Here is a 16,413-nt window from a genome sequence, read left to right as displayed (position 1 = left end):
GCCAGAGTTACTTGAACAAACAGCCGTTGGGTATGAGTCAGCGGCGCAACTACTTATCACATTAGGCGACAATCCAGAACGTTTAAATTCTGAGGCAAGCTTCGCCTCTCTGTGTGGTGTAAGCCCTATCCCAGCCTCATCGGGAAAAACTAATCGTCATCGATTAAATAGAGGTGGAGACAGAGCCGCTAATAGTGCATTACACATAATTGCAATTGGTAGACTTCGCACTGAAGAGCGCTCAAAAGCTTATATCAACAAACGAACGACTGAAGGTCTTTCAAAAATGGAAGCACTCAGATGCTTGAAACGATATATTGCTCGAGAAATCTTTTACTTGTTGAAAAACAGAAATGCTTCGATAAATGCTATTCAAATAACTGCTTGACACTTAGAAGGGCATCAGAGGCTCACAATATTGCTCAACGTTATACCAATCAGTACTTGAGGCCAATAATATTCAACCGTCAATGACCGATGGCTATGACTGCTATCAAAACGCACTGGCAGAGCGAGTAAACGGGATACTCAAACAAGAGTTTTTACTTTATGAATGTAATACGCTGGATGAGCTACGGGTATTGGTTAAAGAATCGATAAATATTTATAACGATTTAAGACCGCATTTAAGTTTAAGTATGAACACACCTAACAAAGTGCATATAATAAAAAGCCAGCAAAAAATGCTGGCTTAAAAACCGTCAACTTATTCTAGGACGGGACATAAAATAAACTTGAATAAGAGTTAGCTCTTTTTCTACTTACTAACGCAAATAAGCCTAAGCTAAGCAGTAAAATTGAAGCAGGGGCAGGCACAGCTACCGAACCAGCTTGAGTCTCAATTTGAAATACCGCTTCTGTTCCAGTGAAATCAAAGACGCTGTTACCGTTACCAACATCGTAACTAATTGTTATGCTATTTGCCGTAAAAGATAGTATTTCAGTAATGGCAATATCAGTTAAATTGCCAGATACCCAAGACAAGCCAGTAATAGTTTCACCTGCATCAAACATAATATTGCTAATAGAAGCAGTGAAAACTTCAAAGTCCAAATCGTCTTGCGAGTCGAGTGTAATAATGTTTGTTGATGGATCTAGGTCGATAAACACCAAGCCACCGTTCCAAAAACTATCATTACTTAATAGATCGGTACTGTCTAATTCATTACCAGCCCCAACGGACGCGTTAAGATTTTCATAAGTCAATGGACCAGAATCATAACAACAGTATGGAAGATCAGCTTCAGTGCGAAAGTCACCTGAAATGATAGTAGCATTAGCTACGCCAGCGAAAAGTAAAGCAACGATACATAAAATTCTATTCATTTTTACACCTCAATGAATGATACTTAGATTTATCATTTTAAAAGCAAATAGCATGCCTAAATTACAAGCAATTGAATTTAATGCGATTTTTTAAATAAGATATTTCTTCTAATCAATAACCGTAAAGTAAACTGACAAAATAATTATTATAAACATATACTTAAGTATAATACGCGAGATATTTCCCATGGGCAATAATTATCCTGTTGTACAATTGAATCGTCTAAAATTTGCCCTTTTAGTTAGCGAGTAGGTAATTTCAAAACCAGGCCTCAAGTTAATAGTATTTCGTATAGCATGGACGTACAATGCCCGTAAATCATTCATGCTGTTTAAGGGATAATAGCCAAGGGTCACAGGGTCACTTCGATGGTCGGCGTTGTATCCTGTATTGGCTAAAAAGTCACGACAAGGTATCTCATGAAAATATTATTTTTTATTGGCGCACTTTTTTTAACCGGTTGTGCCACTACTCAAGGTCTATCAGTTTTTTCGTTTACCAATGCGCAAGTGCAATCTTTACTTCGTCAGCAGTTACCCAACTTAAGTGAACAAGCCAGTGTTATGGGTGTTCCTGTAGAATTAAGTGTAAACGACCTAAGCGTAAATATTGGCCCTGATAATCGAGATGTTATTGCTCTTGGCGTGGATTCGGGCGCAGAAATTAATGCTTTTGCATTTAAATATCCTGTCCGCTTGATGTTGCAAATTGAAGGCAGCCCTTCCTACGATAGTGACAAAAAAGCAGTGTATTTACGCAATCTTAAACTTATCGACTCCACAGTAGAAGCTGGGAAATATAAAGGTAATTTGAATGTATTGAATGATCAAGTAATGGCACTTATTAATACATTTTTAGCGACCACTCCAGTATATAAGTTGGATATGACGGATCCGAGAATTGCACTATTAAGTAAAGTACCTTTGAATATGAAAGTGGTAGAAGGTGCAGTTCAATTAGTGCCAAACCTCTAACACAACAGTTATTGAGCACCAAACTGAGTGCAGTTTAACAGTACATTGCTGCGCTTATATTAGGAATTGAAGGTCGTTTATTTATGCAACCCCTTGCATTTTCCCGTTTCGCCCTTATTAAACTAAGCAATTCATTACAGGTAGTTAGCATCCTTATATGTGGTCTTGGCGTGCACTAGTATTTAGTTTGTTTATTGCAATTTTTATTGCAACAAGTACCCCTGCCCGCTCTGTCGATATTAATCTAGATGCAAGCTACGCTTCTCTGACTTCCCAAAGTGATACTCATCTCAACAACGAATACCATCAAATCACGCCCCTTGACGTAACTCAAGCCTGGTCGCCTGAATATATTCTTATTGAACAAAAAACAACCTTGAAAAAGCGAAAATCTAGTCACAAAGAGAATGATAAAGGCAGTTTTCAATCTAATCCTGCTTCTGATTTTTTTAAGGTTAATCGCGATATACGTTGGCCTCCCTTTGAGCGTTCAGCCTACAGTGCATTTAACTCAACAATACAAAACGAACCAATTTTTGTTCTAGCCTACGAATTTTTGCCTGAAATTTTAGGGCGTCAACATTTCTTAGCTCCCCTTAATCCAAGTGTTGATATCCCTTGGTTTCTGCGCCCTGATGCAGCAGATAATCAAAGTAAATTGAGTGGCTGGAAAGATGGAAACACGCAATATTCCGGTGCTATTACCTACCTAAGTTAACACGTTCTGGCACTTCACTAAGTGCACTTTTTTATGGGTATTTATATACCTTCATTTATTTCGCGTGTGAGTAAATCACCCGCGCATCCCGTTAGCCATTGCTTTGGGCAATGGGTATTCGATAAAAAAGAGAAAGAACATGCGTAAAACAACAGCAAAACCCAAGCACACATGGCAGTTAATCGTGATTATTGTCACTGTGCTTATATTGGGATTAAATGCTATCCCAACTTTATACGGTAACAACAATGCGTTGCTAGTTAGCTCCAACAGTCAAGAAACGTCACTCCCAGAACCTCAACGGTTGCGTCAGTTAATGCAACAAGAAAACATTCGCGTCAAACAAATTATCAGTGGAAATTCCGACAGTAAAATCGTTATTGAAGGTGATGATGAAGCGCTTTCCATTGCCCAACAAAAACTGAAACGTGATCTGGGTGACCGCTACGAAATCCGCTTAGGGAGTCAATCAGCAGCGCCGACCTGGTTAAATGAACTCGGCATGTCACCAATTAAACTTGGCTTAGATCTTAGTGGAGGCGTGTTGTTTGTACTGGAAGTAGACACCCCAAAAGCTGATCAAGAACGCATGGAAAGTGCCAAAGACGAAGCTATACACATCATACGTGAGCATGGTTTCAGGGGCATGAGTGTAAAACAGTCCTCAGCAAAAAATGAAACCTCTAATAATCTTAACCTGCACTTTCTAACTCATCAAACAAATGATGTGAAAACTGTTGTACAAAAGTTGCAACAACATTTACCCGGTATTACCTATACCAAGGTCGATGAGAGTAATATGACTTTGATGTTTTCCGAACAAAGTAGTAGCGAATTTCATCAACAAATTATGGCTCAAGCACTAACGACTTTGCGAGGCCGTATAGAAGAATTAGGGATCACTGAGGCTGTGACTCAACGGCAAGGAGCCAATCGAATTCGAGTAGAGTTGCCGGGAGTGAAAGACCCAGAGCAGGCCAAACGTATCATAGGTGCTACCGCTTCTTTGGATTTTTATGAAGTGGCAAAAGAAGGAGAGATAGGTACAAAAACATTTAAAGATGATAATGGTCGTCAATTGCGCGTCACATCAAAACCCATTTTTACTGGTTCAAGTATTGAAAATGCAACCTCTGGCCGCGACGAAATGGGAATAGCCTTGGTCAATTTATCATTGGATTCAGTGGGTGGCGAAAAGATGTCTGCCTTCTCCAAAAATAATATTGGCAATCCTATGGTAGTCGTTTTTTCAGAATATCATCGCAACGCAGCAGATGAGATGGTTAAAAGTAGCAGGGTCATTAACGTTGCAACTATCCAGGCCCAGTTAGGAAATCGTTTCAGTATTACTAACCTAGAGAGTCAACAAGAAGCCTCCGAGCTTGCCTTATTGTTACGAGCAGGGTCGCTGGATGCCCCCATAACCATTGTTCAACAAAGAACTATCCAAGCTTCTCTAGGCCAGGACAATGTGAACAACGGCATTATGGCGTTAGCCATTGGTTTGGGTGTCACGTTAATGTTTATGGGATTGTGGTATCGCAAACTTGGCATTATTGCCAACACTTGTTTAGTACTTAATTTGGTATGTCTAGTTGGCTTGATGGCATTGTTACCGAATATAGTTTTAACCTTACCCGGGATTGCAGGCCTAGTGTTAACAGTGGGCATGGCAGTTGATACTAATGTGTTGATTTTTGAACGAATAAAAGAGGAGCGAAAACGAGGGAGAAGTAACTTCTTAGCCATAGAGGCTGGTTATAAAGAGGCGTTTAGAACAATTTTAGATGCCAATATCACCACTATGATCACCGCGTTAATCCTCCTTAGTATCGGTTATGGCCCGGTGAAAGGGTTCGCTATGACACTGAGTTTAGGCATTCTAACTAGTATGTTTACCGGCGTTTTCGTCGCCCACGTTTTGACCTATTTAGTGAAACCTCAAATCACAGTTAAGCACAAGGAACTTATTTCATGAGCACAAAGTTAATCAACAACGAAAACGTTGCAAAAGACCATAATATTGCAAAAAACACCCCTGAAAAATCAATGTCTGCAGGTTCTAGATTCAGTCAATACCGGCTTGCAGGTTTCTATTTAGCGATAGTATTAATGGTGCTTTCAGCTGTGGGATTGGGGGTCAGAGGGTTGAACTTGGGGCTGGACTTCACGGGTGGTTACATGACGGAGTTCACAACTAGCCAAAGTATCGACAAAGTAGATATGCAACGTCAATTGGACACCCATTTAAACGAAGAATATGAACTTAATAGCAGTGTTACAAATACCCACTGGACTGTACGCCAAGCTGATGGTGTGTCTGTTGTTATTGATAAGGCTTGGTTAACTAACTTTGCTCAACAAAGTGGCTACGATATTACGCCTCAAGATTCTGTTTTCATTGGCTCCCAAGTGGGCTCAGAATTAATCGATAATGGCGGTTTAGCCATGCTTGTTGCAGGTATTGCGATGATGGTGTATCTGACCTGGCGTTTTGAATGGCGCTTAGCCTGCGGCTCACTGATGGCGTTAGTACATGATGTTTTAGTGGTGCTAGGATTATTTTCTTGGCTTGGCTTGTCGTTTGATTTGACAGTTTTGGCTGCTGTACTTGCCATTATCGGCTACTCACTGAATGATTCTATCGTAATTGGAGACAAATTACGTGAAGTTATGGGCGCTAAATCCAATCACACAATGAGTGACATAGTTGACATAGCGGTCAAATCAACCTTGACCCGCTCGTTGATCACCTCAGGCACCACGCTGGCAACAATCGCCTCAATCTGGATATTCGGAGGACAGCCATTACAAGGGTTTGCCATCACCCTTTTTGCTGGTGTCATTTTTGGAACGCTTTCATCGATTGCAGTGTCAGCAACAATTCCGCAATTAATTGGCTTAGACCCTAGGTTCTATCAACATCGAGCGCAAGAGTTGTTACTCAATAACGAGCCTTAAAGCTTGCCTGGTAAATATTTCGAGTATTCCTAGGACAGCCATTATAAGTATTCCTATTCCTAGGACAGCCACAATAAGAGTTTGCCATTACCCTTTTTGCTGGTGTCATTTTTGGTAGTGACAAACGACTATAGGACACCCACTACAATGGGTGTTTTATAGCACATGTTCTGTGGACATCCATAGCTACGAACAAATATAAAGACACCCATGGTTGATAATCATGGAAATGACCAAGGCACCCATAATTGCGAATGCTAACTATATTTTAGTAACAATCTTTGATATTCAAAATGAATTGGTTTTAAAATGAATTAGGAATGAAATAACCTTGATTTAAGAGGTACTTATCTCTAGTTAATTGATGTGAGGGCTCAATTACCTTATCTCAATTAACGGTTGAGACTAGTGTTATTTGCGCTTGTAATGATTTTCCGACGTGAATACTTCAGGTGTGTTTGAACAATACTTTTGCATTGGCCATACCGCGTATTCGCTGATGTTTTGTGCTGCGCTTAAATTGTTGCATCACTTGTTCACTCCCAGCCGCTGTGAAAAAGTACCGTTCAAATTCAATTGTAAGTGACAGCCATTGCTCAGGATTAAAACCTATACTTTTAAGAATGGAATTTTCTTTAGCTTTTATAAATCCAGTTTTTCCTTGTCGTACGCAGCGACCAGTGCAATGGACTAATTCACAATAATCGATAAAACTGAATGGAATACCAACCGGCCCTTTTTGTCGATGATTACCCACAAATTGCAATAGCGATTCAGGTTGTTTTCCACTTTTTAGATCGTGAATTCGTTTGAAAATACTCGTATGTTTTGAGGTTTCTGGCGTATTTTCGATACCAGCGCGAACCGGATTTAAATCAACGTAAGCCATGCAAGCTAAAACGGCTCGTTCGTCGAGTAATGCTTGTGATTTAAATCTTCCTTCCCAAAACCTTCCCTTACATTCATCTTCTTTGTTAGCTTCTCGGGCTATATATTCGTTCAGATTGCGCATAAACCAACTAATATCATACAAACGGCGACGATACACTTCGGTGATTTGATCCACAGTAGCTTGTTCACATTCACTCAGCTTTTCACCACGTAAAAATTTTTGTGTAAGAAGCGTGCCCTTATGCAATTGGTGCCAACGAGTAACCACCTCTTTTTTTGACCAACTTTCAGCTAGATTGTTATCTACAAACAATACCAAATGGGTATGATTATTCATTACTGCAAATGCCGCTATATCTATAGCGAAAACAGATCCTAAAAAGAGTAAACGGGACTCCACCCAGCCACGCCGGTGCTCATAACTTTGCCCTGTCAATTTGTCTTTACCACATAGGAATGACTGTCTGACACACCGGGATACACAATGATAATAAGAGGTATCACTTAAACTTATCTGGTTTTTTCGGGCTTGGGGCATACGCCATCCATCCTTGGTTGATTGATAACTTCTAAGTTTAGTCAAAAGTGGAAATTTAATAGTATTGAAATTCGCGTATAGGCAAATGCAGTCCCAAAGTAGGTGAAATATTAAAACAATGCTGCGCTAATGTTGGATGTCTCATTATGGCAGTTAAAGGTGGGTGTCCTACTAGCAGAGGTGCGCTAATTGCAAGCTTAAGATGGGTGTCTAAATAATAGTAGTGCGTTAGTGGGAAACTCAAGATGGCTGTCTAAATAACAAGGGCTACTCCGAGAAGCAGCGCTTTTAAAAAACCATGGGTGTCTTAGGTAATGTTAGGTAATGTTAGGTAATGCATATTAGATAACGCAGCCTACCCGTGTAATTCGCTTGTTTAACTACAACCCCGCGTGATATTGACTATCTGTTGATTCTGGCACCATTGCGTTTAATGTTTCTTCCACCTTAGTATCACCCGCAAGTAGTTGCTCGAATTGTTGGATTAGTGCAACCTTATCTGGCGACACTCGGCCACCCGCTCCAATATTGGTTAAATCAATCATAAAACCGTCAAACAAGTCTGCCAAATCATGGATAACCTGCATGTTCATAAACTGATCTTCATTGTAAATACTTGGATATCCCGCTTTTTGTTTATCAATGGCAAACGACATACCCTTAACATTAGTAATACTGGTTGATTTATCGCAAGACAACATGCATCCGTTATCTATTCGCGGCTTTTCACACCCCACACTTTGTTGAAAGAAACACTGCCGGCTGGTCATTAACAAAATAGGGTGATAAATACTGTAAAATAATTTGAAGTTTTCAGGACGTGCAATGTTTTTCATTTGCATACGATTAAGCTCGTTAGAAATAAATGCTCCACTGCAATCAAACTCTTCTTTCATCGCCATCAATGCATACGAATTCGTGGTATTTAAAAATGGTCCTGCTATCCATTTTATCCCTAACTGATTAGCACGGTAAGCAATCCCCGTGTTGTTAGTAACTATTAATGGCGGTACAACCTTTTCCAAAATATTAATAGCCACATCATAATCTTTGCCAATTAGTACGGCTGGAAACCAGGGGATCAAGCGCGGATTATCAGCCAAGAAGTCAATGTACTTAGTGCAGTTTCGTTTATAGGCATCAGGCAATTTAAAATAAATATCGGCCTTAGTAACATCGGCTAAATGGATATCGGCTTCGTCACAGATAAGAATAGAAAGCTCCGATTTAGCGTCACTTTGAGTGGTTTTAGCATGGCTTTTAAGCTTTGGTAATGTCACGGGTGGAATTAACGCTTGGGCACCATTTAGCAGTCTCGAAGCTTCATTTTTTAGTAAAGTTAGATCACTAAATGGCACGCTAAGTCCAGCTGTCAACGTTGTTGAATCAACTTTTGCCAATTCATAATCAGCATTACCTAAACTTTTAAAACGTTTCACAAGCACATCATGATCAATGGCATTTTTATTACTTTTGGATAATAAACTGCTCGACTTCAACGTGAAACACTTACCCTTAGTATGGCTCATTTTAGCTGCCATACTTTGATGGGAACTTGTATCGTTGGTGCGAACACTTAAAGTTAATGGCGAGCCTTCCTCACCAGAAAACACCAAAGACAGTTCTACTTTATCTATACTCAAATATTGAATTTTTTCTCGAACAATATCATGAAGCTCATTTTTTTCTTGATACAGGGTTTGCTTCACTTCTTGTATTTGCACTACTGATATACGATTGCTGTCGTTGTCAGAACTGGCTTTAGCGATTGCGTGATTTTTTGAGTTATCTCTTGGGTTATCGATAAACATCGACTGATTTAAGTCGCCACGCAAAAATGCATTAGAAAAGTCTCGGTTAAACACTTTATAAAGGCGCTCCCCATCTTCAAGCAGCTCACCCGTTTCAATAAAGCCATCTATTTGTTTACGAAAACTATCCACCACTGTATGAACATAGCTTGCGCCTTTTATTCGACCTTCTATTTTAAATGAGTAAACACCTGCTTCAATAAGTGCTGGCAAGTCAAAAAAGGCCGAATTATCTTTTAGATTAAGAGGGAAATTATGCCCCGATTCTGTGGTTTCATATTCTTCACGACACGCTTGACTGCAACGGCCACGATTACCTGAATTACCGGCACTTGCGGAGGTTGAATAACACAACCCCGAGAAAGCCACGCACAGTGAGCCATGCACGAACACTTCCGTCAAAATATCATGTTCCCGGCTAACCGCAGTTAGTTCAGTTATTTCTCGTAAGTTTAACTCTCTGGATAAATTTACACGTGAGGCGCCTAATTTTTTTAGAAAGGCTATTTGACCTGCATTATGGGTAGTCAGTTGGGTAGAAGCATGGATGTCCAAAGTCGGGAAATGTTTTTTCACTAGATTGAACATGCCAATATCCTGCACAATGATGCCATCTAAGGTAGTGTTTACTAGTTTGCTTAATAATTTGGCTAAAGTCGCAAACTCCTGCTCTAGAATGACAATGTTCAAGGTTAGAAAAATTTCACATTCGTACTGATGAGCAAGCCTAATGACTCCCACTAGTTGTTCAAAGGAAATATTAGATGCGCGATTTCGGGCGTTAAAGTTATCTAAGCCACAATAAACAGCATCGGCCCCTGCAATGATGGCTGCCTTAATGGCATCAATATCACCACCTGGCGCTAACAATTCAATTTTTGGGGTGGTTTGGAGATCATTCATGCCAACATTACTCATATAAGTGCGATTCATTTGGGTGTGATTCACAGGAATAGTATAATCCCTGCGACTTTATGCGGGCGATTTTACCTGTATAGTGAATCTTTTAATATGACTTAGGGTAGATAATTCTCTGTAAAGACCGCAAAGTACCAAATTAAGCGATGCTATACATGAAATAACCGCTAACCATTAAAAACAGTAGAAATATAAACTATGACACTGCCGATTCTTTACTCATTACGAAACTGTCCCTATGCAATGCGTGCCAGAATTGCACTTTTCAAAGCCAATCAACCAGTAGAAGTGCGTGAAGTAAAATTAAATAATAAACCAGCAGAAATGCTGCAAGCTTCCGCAAAAGGTACTGTCCCAATTTTAGTTTTAGGCGACGCAGCTTCGCCATCATCGATAATTGAAGAAAGCTTAGAAGTCATGCTATGGGCGTTAACACAAAATGATCCCGATGATCTACTTCTTAGAGATGAGCAAAACGTATTGCCGAATATGCTCAAATTGATCACTCGTTTTGATGATGAATTCAAAGCCTGCTTAAACGCCTATAAATGTGCAAAGCGCTACAAAGAAGACAACCTAATTGAATGCAGGCAAGCATGTGAAGTCTTTATTCAAGAACTAGAAGAACGTTTGAGTTATACGCAGGATAAATATAACGCAGTAGAGCAGCCTTTTATATTTTCCGCCCGAGAAAGTTTAGTTGATATAGCGCTACTTCCCTTTATTCGTCAGTTTGCCAAAGTAGAACGTCAATGGTACCTTCAATCTCCTTATCCCAAAGTGAAACAATGGCTTAATCGTTACTTACAAAGTGTGATGTTCACCAAGGTGATGACAAAATTCGAAGTATGGAGTCCAACCAACTAACCTCGTCGGTTTAAATTCGAGTAAGCTTATTTTCTAACGATCCAGCTTCCATCGGCCTGACGACAGGCATTGCCATGCACTACTTCAGAAATTCCTCCAATAGTTGCTTGCACGGTATATTCACGACAGGTATCTCCATCAATTAAGTCAGTTTTAGTCGGCACAACTCGATATTCATACCCCGTATCTGGGTTATACCATTGTGTGGCTACACCGGTGCGAACTGTTTCTAAAGAATGCGTAACATAAGTTCTGTCCGTATGGTTCATATGACGACCAACTCTACCCCCAATATAGATTTCAACGGTAGGGCCAATAATAGTAGCCTTAGCTTAAGCCTCATCTTTGCCAATCTCATGACCAATAACACCACCGATAATACCACCGATGACTAAACCAGTGAGGGGGTTAGCTCCGCCTCCGCCGCCGTGCCCATGATGAATACCTCCACGACCGGCACAAGACGATAAGAATAAAACACTAATGCAACAAAATATAATTACAACTTTTCGGGAGTGTGAAAACATGATTCGTACCTTTATTGTCTAAATATTAGAACTCGGTATTTAACGCAAAGTATCAGTTCATCCCAAAGAGATCTCCAAGCTCTACTTAGCAACTCGTTAAAACCGAAATATTCCTATCAAGAACAAACTAAGGCTAACAATCAAATAGTCAAAAAACGTGTAAAGAATGTGGAGAAAGTGCGGATTTTTTACTATCGATTAATTTTGAAAAGATCTACTAAAACCGCTCAACAATTGTTTTAGTGTTTACGTTTACCACGACAGTGAATACTGATTAAACAAAGGTGTGTATTATTCTGACACTCATGATGTGTTGAGCATTATTATCCTGACACCCATGATGTTTAGAGCTTTACACAACTAACTTCGAGTCTGGTTTGTAAACATGGGTGTCTAGATAACATTCCTAGATAAGTCAACATGGGTGTCTAGATAGCAGGTGTCTAGATAGCAGAAAACGAAGTTATTATTGAGGTTGTCACAGGCGGCCTACAGCCATCCCTTTTGATTGGCAATACGTGCTGCATCAACTCGGTTTGTGGCATTCATTTTAGAAATGGCTTCCGACAAATAGTTTCGTAATGTACCTGGTGCTATAAATAACTTTTCGGCGATTTCAGCCGTAGACAAACCTTCAGCCGCAAGTTTGAGCGCTTTACGTTCTTTATCATTAAGTGGATCCTTGTCCCCAAGTGCCATCATGGCAAGCTCGGTATCAATTACTCGTTCGCCTTTTATTATCCGCCGCAAACTGGCAATCAAATAATCACTTGGGGCTTCTTTTAGCACAATCCCCCTCACCCCCGCCTCAATAGCTCGACGCATGTAGCCGGCCTTAGCGAAGGTTGTCATTATCACAACTTTTATATTTGGATATTGCTTCTGTAAAGTTTCGGCAAGTTCGATACCGGTCATATTAGGCATTTCAATATCACTTAATACGAGATCGGGGATGACATCTGAATTATTAATAAAACTAAGCGCTTTTGCACCGTCACCACAAGAAGCCACCACGTTTATATCTGATTCAAAACCAATTAATGCGGTCAGTGCATCGAGCACTAAGGTTTGATCTTCAGCAATAACTAATTTTGTACTCATTAAATTTCCTTTTTAGTTTAATTCATATCTCAAGATCGGCGCTTAGCCTAGCGGCAATGGGACACTTATTTCAAGGTGCATACCCTTGTCATGCTTGATAAGTAACCTGCCATTAATCATATCTATGCGTTCTTGCATACCGGTTAACCCATTTCCAGCTTTATAGGATTTATTAGGCTTACTGCCGTTATCACCTATGCACAAATGCATTGTGTTATCGTCAATACGTGCGTCAATGTAAGCGTTAGTTGCGTTGCTATGTCGCAGAATATTGGTAACGGCTTCTTTGGCGACAAATGACATTTGCAGCTCAATATCTATCGGCAAGTCCACTTTACTCAGCGTATTTGTTGTCAATGCAACTTCGATGTTGGCATTTTCGAGTAATTGAGTCAGCGTCTGTAATTCGCTTTGCAAGGAAAGCTTTTTCATGCCTGAAACGGCTTTCCTTACATCAGACAAGACTTCGCGGGAAACAGCACTAAGCTCAGCAAGTTGCGATTTTGCTTCATCTATACGGTCATGCTGAAGGAGTTTTTCTGCAAGCTCGGCCTTTAATGCAATTGTTGACAGGGTATGCCCAACTAAATCATGTAAATCTCGACCGATGCGTTCTCTCTCAGCAATGGCACTAACCTGCGCCAGCTCATTTGCAGCATGCTGTTTGTGTATTTCGATGAACGCTTCCTTTCGCTCTAGCAAGCCAAAGGTGAATAATGCTAAGCAACTAAAAACCGACGGAATCAGATAGCGTAAGTCAACGGCTTCATAATGCATAACCGAGACTACCATGGCGGTTATAACCGTTAGAAAACTGACCAAACGCGCCCAACCAGCGCCATGATAACCAATTATAAAGGTGGCAAAACCAAATAAAAATACGCCAGCAAAGTTCAAAAAAGTGCCGCCGATACATGCTATTACAAGACAGGTTATTGGTAATATTACCGCTTTCCCCTTAGCCAATACTGACCATATGTAACATCCCACAAAGATGGCATAAATACCGAGGGAAGCAAACAGATGGAAGCTGCTAGGTGCAGCTTCACTGATAAATAATGGGATAAAATAGAAGAATGAGAACACCAACGAAATAAAAGACCATTTCTTGCGTTCTCCGCGCCCAAGGGCCGGCAAGCTTATATTGGTGTTTAAAGACGTGGCTGTCATATTATTTCCTTGTGATTGTTACTGCATCACTTTGCGAGACTTGTTTTAAACGATGTAGCTGTTAATAAATCATTTTTGCTATCAGTTGAAACCTTGATGTTGGCATAACGTTTTTCTTGTATGTAAATACTGATCATATATATCACTACAATGACAGCCGGTACAGTCACAAACACATGCTCAGGAGCAACAAAGTAGCAGGTTACTATCCCGATGGTTCGGGTAATGGCATGAAAGTATCCAACCCAATGCTGAATAGCCCATGATAACGGCATCCACATTAATCCGGCAAGAATCCCTACCGACATAGGAATCGATTCATTTTCTTTTGTTGCGAACGGCATGACGATGGCAAACACTAACAATGCCATTACGACACCAGCCATAAACAAATTATCAAATTCATTTTTAGGGCCTTTGCGATTAAAAAAGTCTTCCCCTGTAAGTTTCGCGAAAAAAATGCCTAAATAGAAAATAGCACCACAACCCAACCAAACCGACCAGACCTTCGTTTCAACTGACTGTGCAAAAAAGCCAATAAGACCAATTACAGTCCAAACTAACATACCGGCTAAAGGCATAGCTAAAAAACGACGTTGACGAAACTGCTCGCGTTGTTGATCTAAAGTAAATGTATTCATTGTAATCTCGTAAGTTATGTAAAGGACGAGATTATTATTACGGATGGGGATACAAACAATAAGGCACAAATGTCACCAATAAGATGTGACATTTGTCATAATAGGTTGGTGGGATCTAAGGTAAAAGTGCAATATTGCACACAACGTCGGCCATACTAAGAAGTTATAGGGCTGTTGGATAAGTTGCTTTTCCCAACTTATCAGTCATTTCATTTTTTACCTTAAGTTGGAAAACCCTGTTGATGGACAAACAGGGAGAAAAAATTAACTTTTATGTATTTTCATCCAATAGTTACAATGAAAAATGATTGTATAAGTGCTCTTAATCTATTAATTTGAGATCCAAATTATTAGATGATAATTAGAAGCTTAAGCTACACTTTTTGTGAGAATGTTCCGTATCATTTAAGTCGTAAAGGGAAATAAAATGGTTCAGGTCTTATCCTTACCTTTATTTATCACTTCTAGTATCAGTATACTTTTAAGCTTTTTCTTTTTGCTTTTATATTATCGTCTAACCTCCCGACACGAAGAATCAGTTAAGTATTATTTGCTATTTTCCCTTTCCGCTTTAGTCAGTAGTATTTTTCTTGGCGGCTTTGCGGTGTTATTAAATTCAGGTCAGAACCTGAATTATTTAAACATTGCTAACCGTGTAACAGTTATTTGCGCAATGTATACCACCCTATTGAGCTTGCATTTCTATGTTGCGTTTTTTCAATACAAAGCACCGATATTTCTTAAGTGGTGCTACGTTATCAGTAGTGTTTTTTCATTACTGGCAGTGGTGCCAAATCAATACTTTCTTAGCAAAGAGTTTCACTCAACATCTGCGTACTATACCGGTTTAAAATATGGTTCTTTATTTCAACTATGGGGGGTATGGATATTAGTATTAGCCGTTTACTGCATATTGATTTTAGTGAAAGTCTACTTACGTCAACGTAGACGACAAGAAAACAACAAAACTAACGCAGTATTACTGCTGTTATTAGCAAATACTGTCTGGATGATAACAGGGGTTTCCGATACTCTAACTGGAATACAAATAGTTGATTTACCACCACTTACATGGATAGGTTCATTTTTAGTGATTTCTACCATTGCTTGGGTACTTGTTCTGCATATCGATAATCTGTATGAAGAACGGCAACTGCTAAGTGATCGCCTTTTATATGACCATTTAACCCAAGCCTATTCTCGCAGTTATTTAGATATCCGCTTAAGCGAATCGATAAAGTTAATGTCACGCAATGAACTGACTTCGTTATCTGTTTGTATATTTGACGTGGACAACTTTAAAACCATCAACGACCAATATGGCCATGGGAATGGTGATGAATTACTAAAAAATATCACCACAATTATAAAGGAGAACATTCGGAGCACTGACTGTATTGCGCGATTAGGAGGAGATGAGTTTGTAATATTATTCTCTGATAAACAGCCTGACAATCATGCTCTTATGATTGTCGAACGTATTCGAAAGAACATATCTGAAATGCGATTTGGCATAGGAAATATCAAATTTAATGCATCATGTTCTTTCGGCATAGTTAGCGTAACGTCAGACCAATTACCCATGGATGACTTATCCAACCTGATGTTGACGTCTGCCGATAAGGCTTTATACAGTGCCAAACACAAAGGCAAAAATGCAATTGGTATTGCAAGTCTGTACGATTTGGCTTAACTAATCTGTTTAGCTATCGTCAAGGTAACAAACCTCCCTCATCAGAGTAACTTTATTTGACATCCAACATAGTTAAGTCAAAAGCAACAACTTCAAAAAGCAAACGATGCGCAACCAAAAAGCCTCTGCAAGAACTAACGAGACACCCATTGTAATCCCCCCATTTTAAGCAGCAGTTATTCGTAGAAATTAATTAAGCCGCTCTCAATAGTTGTTTAGGTGGTACACCACCAATTGCCATATTAGGTCGTTCATTGTTGTAAAGCCAGAGCCAGT

15 protein-coding genes and 1 pseudogene are annotated in these 16,413 nt (G+C 39.7%); 8 read left to right on the top strand and 8 right to left on the bottom strand.

What is annotated here, in order from left to right; genetic code table 11:
- A partial coding sequence (locus ACYVIL_RS19545; RefSeq protein ID WP_460314346.1) for a transposase occupies positions 1 to 388 on the top strand: 388 nt, incomplete at its 5' end.
- Positions 389 to 404: 16 nt separating this feature from the next.
- Positions 405 to 695: pseudogene (locus ACYVIL_RS19540) on the top strand (integrase core domain-containing protein); the annotation flags it as partial.
- 16 nt (positions 696 to 711) lie between these two features.
- Here ACYVIL_RS19540 and ACYVIL_RS19535 read toward each other — a convergent pair.
- Entirely contained in the window at positions 712 to 1,326 is a 615-nt protein-coding gene (locus ACYVIL_RS19535) for a PEP-CTERM sorting domain-containing protein (RefSeq protein ID WP_460314344.1), read from the bottom strand.
- Between the two features lie 420 nt (positions 1,327 to 1,746).
- On the opposite strand from ACYVIL_RS19535, the gene ACYVIL_RS19530 reads away from it, so the two are divergent.
- The 4 genes from ACYVIL_RS19530 (at position 1,747) to secF (ending at position 5,980) form a co-directional block, all read left to right on the top strand.
- Positions 1,747 to 2,301, top strand: a complete 555-nt coding sequence (locus tag ACYVIL_RS19530; RefSeq protein WP_303475562.1) for a DUF1439 domain-containing protein — start codon at positions 1,747 to 1,749, stop codon at positions 2,299 to 2,301.
- Positions 2,302 to 2,458: 157 nt separating this feature from the next.
- A complete protein-coding gene (locus ACYVIL_RS19525) occupies positions 2,459 to 3,019 on the top strand; it encodes a hypothetical protein (RefSeq protein WP_460314342.1) in 561 nt (186 codons plus the stop codon).
- A 139-nt stretch (positions 3,020 to 3,158) separates the two neighbouring features.
- A complete protein-coding gene (secD, locus tag ACYVIL_RS19520; protein WP_460314340.1) occupies positions 3,159 to 4,997 on the top strand; it encodes a protein translocase subunit SecD in 1,839 nt (612 codons plus the stop codon).
- A gap of 71 nt (positions 4,998 to 5,068) precedes the next feature.
- Positions 5,069 to 5,980, top strand: coding sequence for a protein translocase subunit SecF (secF, locus tag ACYVIL_RS19515; protein ID WP_460314348.1), 912 nt, complete (start codon positions 5,069 to 5,071; stop codon positions 5,978 to 5,980).
- 448 nt (positions 5,981 to 6,428) lie between these two features.
- On the opposite strand, the gene ACYVIL_RS19510 is transcribed toward secF, so the two are convergent.
- Together ACYVIL_RS19510 and ACYVIL_RS19505 are read right to left on the bottom strand one after the other, a co-directional pair.
- Positions 6,429 to 7,409, bottom strand: a complete 981-nt coding sequence (locus tag ACYVIL_RS19510; protein WP_460314338.1) for a transposase — start codon at positions 7,407 to 7,409, stop codon at positions 6,429 to 6,431.
- Positions 7,410 to 7,789: 380 nt separating this feature from the next.
- A complete protein-coding gene (locus ACYVIL_RS19505) occupies positions 7,790 to 10,123 on the bottom strand; it encodes a peptidase U32 family protein (protein WP_460314336.1) in 2,334 nt (777 codons plus the stop codon).
- A gap of 213 nt (positions 10,124 to 10,336) precedes the next feature.
- Here ACYVIL_RS19505 and ACYVIL_RS19500 point away from each other — a divergent pair, with 213 nt between their 5' ends.
- Positions 10,337 to 11,005, top strand: coding sequence for a glutathione S-transferase (locus ACYVIL_RS19500; RefSeq protein WP_460314334.1), 669 nt, complete (start codon positions 10,337 to 10,339; stop codon positions 11,003 to 11,005).
- A 26-nt stretch (positions 11,006 to 11,031) separates the two neighbouring features.
- Here the strand turns inward: ACYVIL_RS19500 and ACYVIL_RS19495 are convergent, their stop codons facing one another.
- The 5 genes from ACYVIL_RS19495 to ACYVIL_RS19475 form a co-directional block, all read right to left on the bottom strand.
- A complete protein-coding gene (locus tag ACYVIL_RS19495) occupies positions 11,032 to 11,274 on the bottom strand; it encodes an RT0821/Lpp0805 family surface protein (protein ID WP_460314332.1) in 243 nt (80 codons plus the stop codon).
- Between the two features lie 63 nt (positions 11,275 to 11,337).
- Positions 11,338 to 11,532: a hypothetical protein gene (locus ACYVIL_RS19490; RefSeq protein ID WP_460314330.1), complete on the bottom strand. Its 195-nt coding sequence runs from the start codon at positions 11,530 to 11,532 to the stop codon at positions 11,338 to 11,340.
- A 489-nt stretch (positions 11,533 to 12,021) separates the two neighbouring features.
- Complete coding sequence (locus ACYVIL_RS19485; RefSeq protein ID WP_460314328.1) at positions 12,022 to 12,633, bottom strand: response regulator transcription factor; 612 nt, start codon at positions 12,631 to 12,633, stop codon at positions 12,022 to 12,024.
- Positions 12,634 to 12,675: 42 nt separating this feature from the next.
- Positions 12,676 to 13,803 (bottom strand): sensor histidine kinase, encoded by a 1,128-nt coding sequence (locus ACYVIL_RS19480; protein WP_303475582.1) that lies wholly within the window; start codon positions 13,801 to 13,803, stop codon positions 12,676 to 12,678.
- A gap of 26 nt (positions 13,804 to 13,829) precedes the next feature.
- Positions 13,830 to 14,444 (bottom strand): DUF7010 family protein, encoded by a 615-nt coding sequence (locus ACYVIL_RS19475; RefSeq protein WP_303475585.1) that lies wholly within the window; start codon positions 14,442 to 14,444, stop codon positions 13,830 to 13,832.
- Positions 14,445 to 14,871: 427 nt separating this feature from the next.
- On the opposite strand from ACYVIL_RS19475, the gene ACYVIL_RS19470 reads away from it, so the two are divergent.
- On the top strand, positions 14,872 to 16,137 hold the full coding sequence (locus ACYVIL_RS19470) for a GGDEF domain-containing protein (RefSeq protein WP_303475587.1): 1,266 nt from the start codon (positions 14,872 to 14,874) through the stop codon (positions 16,135 to 16,137).
- The last annotated feature ends 276 nt before the right edge of the window (positions 16,138 to 16,413 follow it).

The organism is Aliiglaciecola aliphaticivorans (assembly GCF_054782055.1).
Note: the sequence above shows the minus strand (reverse complement) of the source record. Positions and strands in the feature narration are given on the sequence as shown.

Bases quoted from the DNA above. Each gene is read 5' to 3' on its own strand.
- ACYVIL_RS19535 (WP_460314344.1), bottom strand. From the start codon at position 1,326: ATGAATAGAATTTTATGTATCGTTGCTTTACTTTTCGCTGGCGTAGCT.
- ACYVIL_RS19530 (WP_303475562.1), top strand. From the start codon at position 1,747: ATGAAAATATTATTTTTTATTGGCGCACTTTTTTTAACCGGTTGTGCC.
- ACYVIL_RS19525 (WP_460314342.1), top strand. From the start codon at position 2,459: ATGTGGTCTTGGCGTGCACTAGTATTTAGTTTGTTTATTGCAATTTTT.
- secD (WP_460314340.1), top strand. From the start codon at position 3,159: ATGCGTAAAACAACAGCAAAACCCAAGCACACATGGCAGTTAATCGTG.
- secF (WP_460314348.1), top strand. From the start codon at position 5,069: ATGTCTGCAGGTTCTAGATTCAGTCAATACCGGCTTGCAGGTTTCTAT.
- ACYVIL_RS19510 (WP_460314338.1), bottom strand. From the start codon at position 7,409: ATGCCCCAAGCCCGAAAAAACCAGATAAGTTTAAGTGATACCTCTTAT.
- ACYVIL_RS19505 (WP_460314336.1), bottom strand. From the start codon at position 10,123: ATGAATGATCTCCAAACCACCCCAAAAATTGAATTGTTAGCGCCAGGT.
- ACYVIL_RS19500 (WP_460314334.1), top strand. From the start codon at position 10,337: ATGACACTGCCGATTCTTTACTCATTACGAAACTGTCCCTATGCAATG.
- ACYVIL_RS19495 (WP_460314332.1), bottom strand. From the start codon at position 11,274: ATGAACCATACGGACAGAACTTATGTTACGCATTCTTTAGAAACAGTT.
- ACYVIL_RS19490 (WP_460314330.1), bottom strand. From the start codon at position 11,532: ATGTTTTCACACTCCCGAAAAGTTGTAATTATATTTTGTTGCATTAGT.
- ACYVIL_RS19485 (WP_460314328.1), bottom strand. From the start codon at position 12,633: ATGAGTACAAAATTAGTTATTGCTGAAGATCAAACCTTAGTGCTCGAT.
- ACYVIL_RS19480 (WP_303475582.1), bottom strand. From the start codon at position 13,803: ATGACAGCCACGTCTTTAAACACCAATATAAGCTTGCCGGCCCTTGGG.
- ACYVIL_RS19475 (WP_303475585.1), bottom strand. From the start codon at position 14,444: ATGAATACATTTACTTTAGATCAACAACGCGAGCAGTTTCGTCAACGT.
- ACYVIL_RS19470 (WP_303475587.1), top strand. From the start codon at position 14,872: ATGGTTCAGGTCTTATCCTTACCTTTATTTATCACTTCTAGTATCAGT.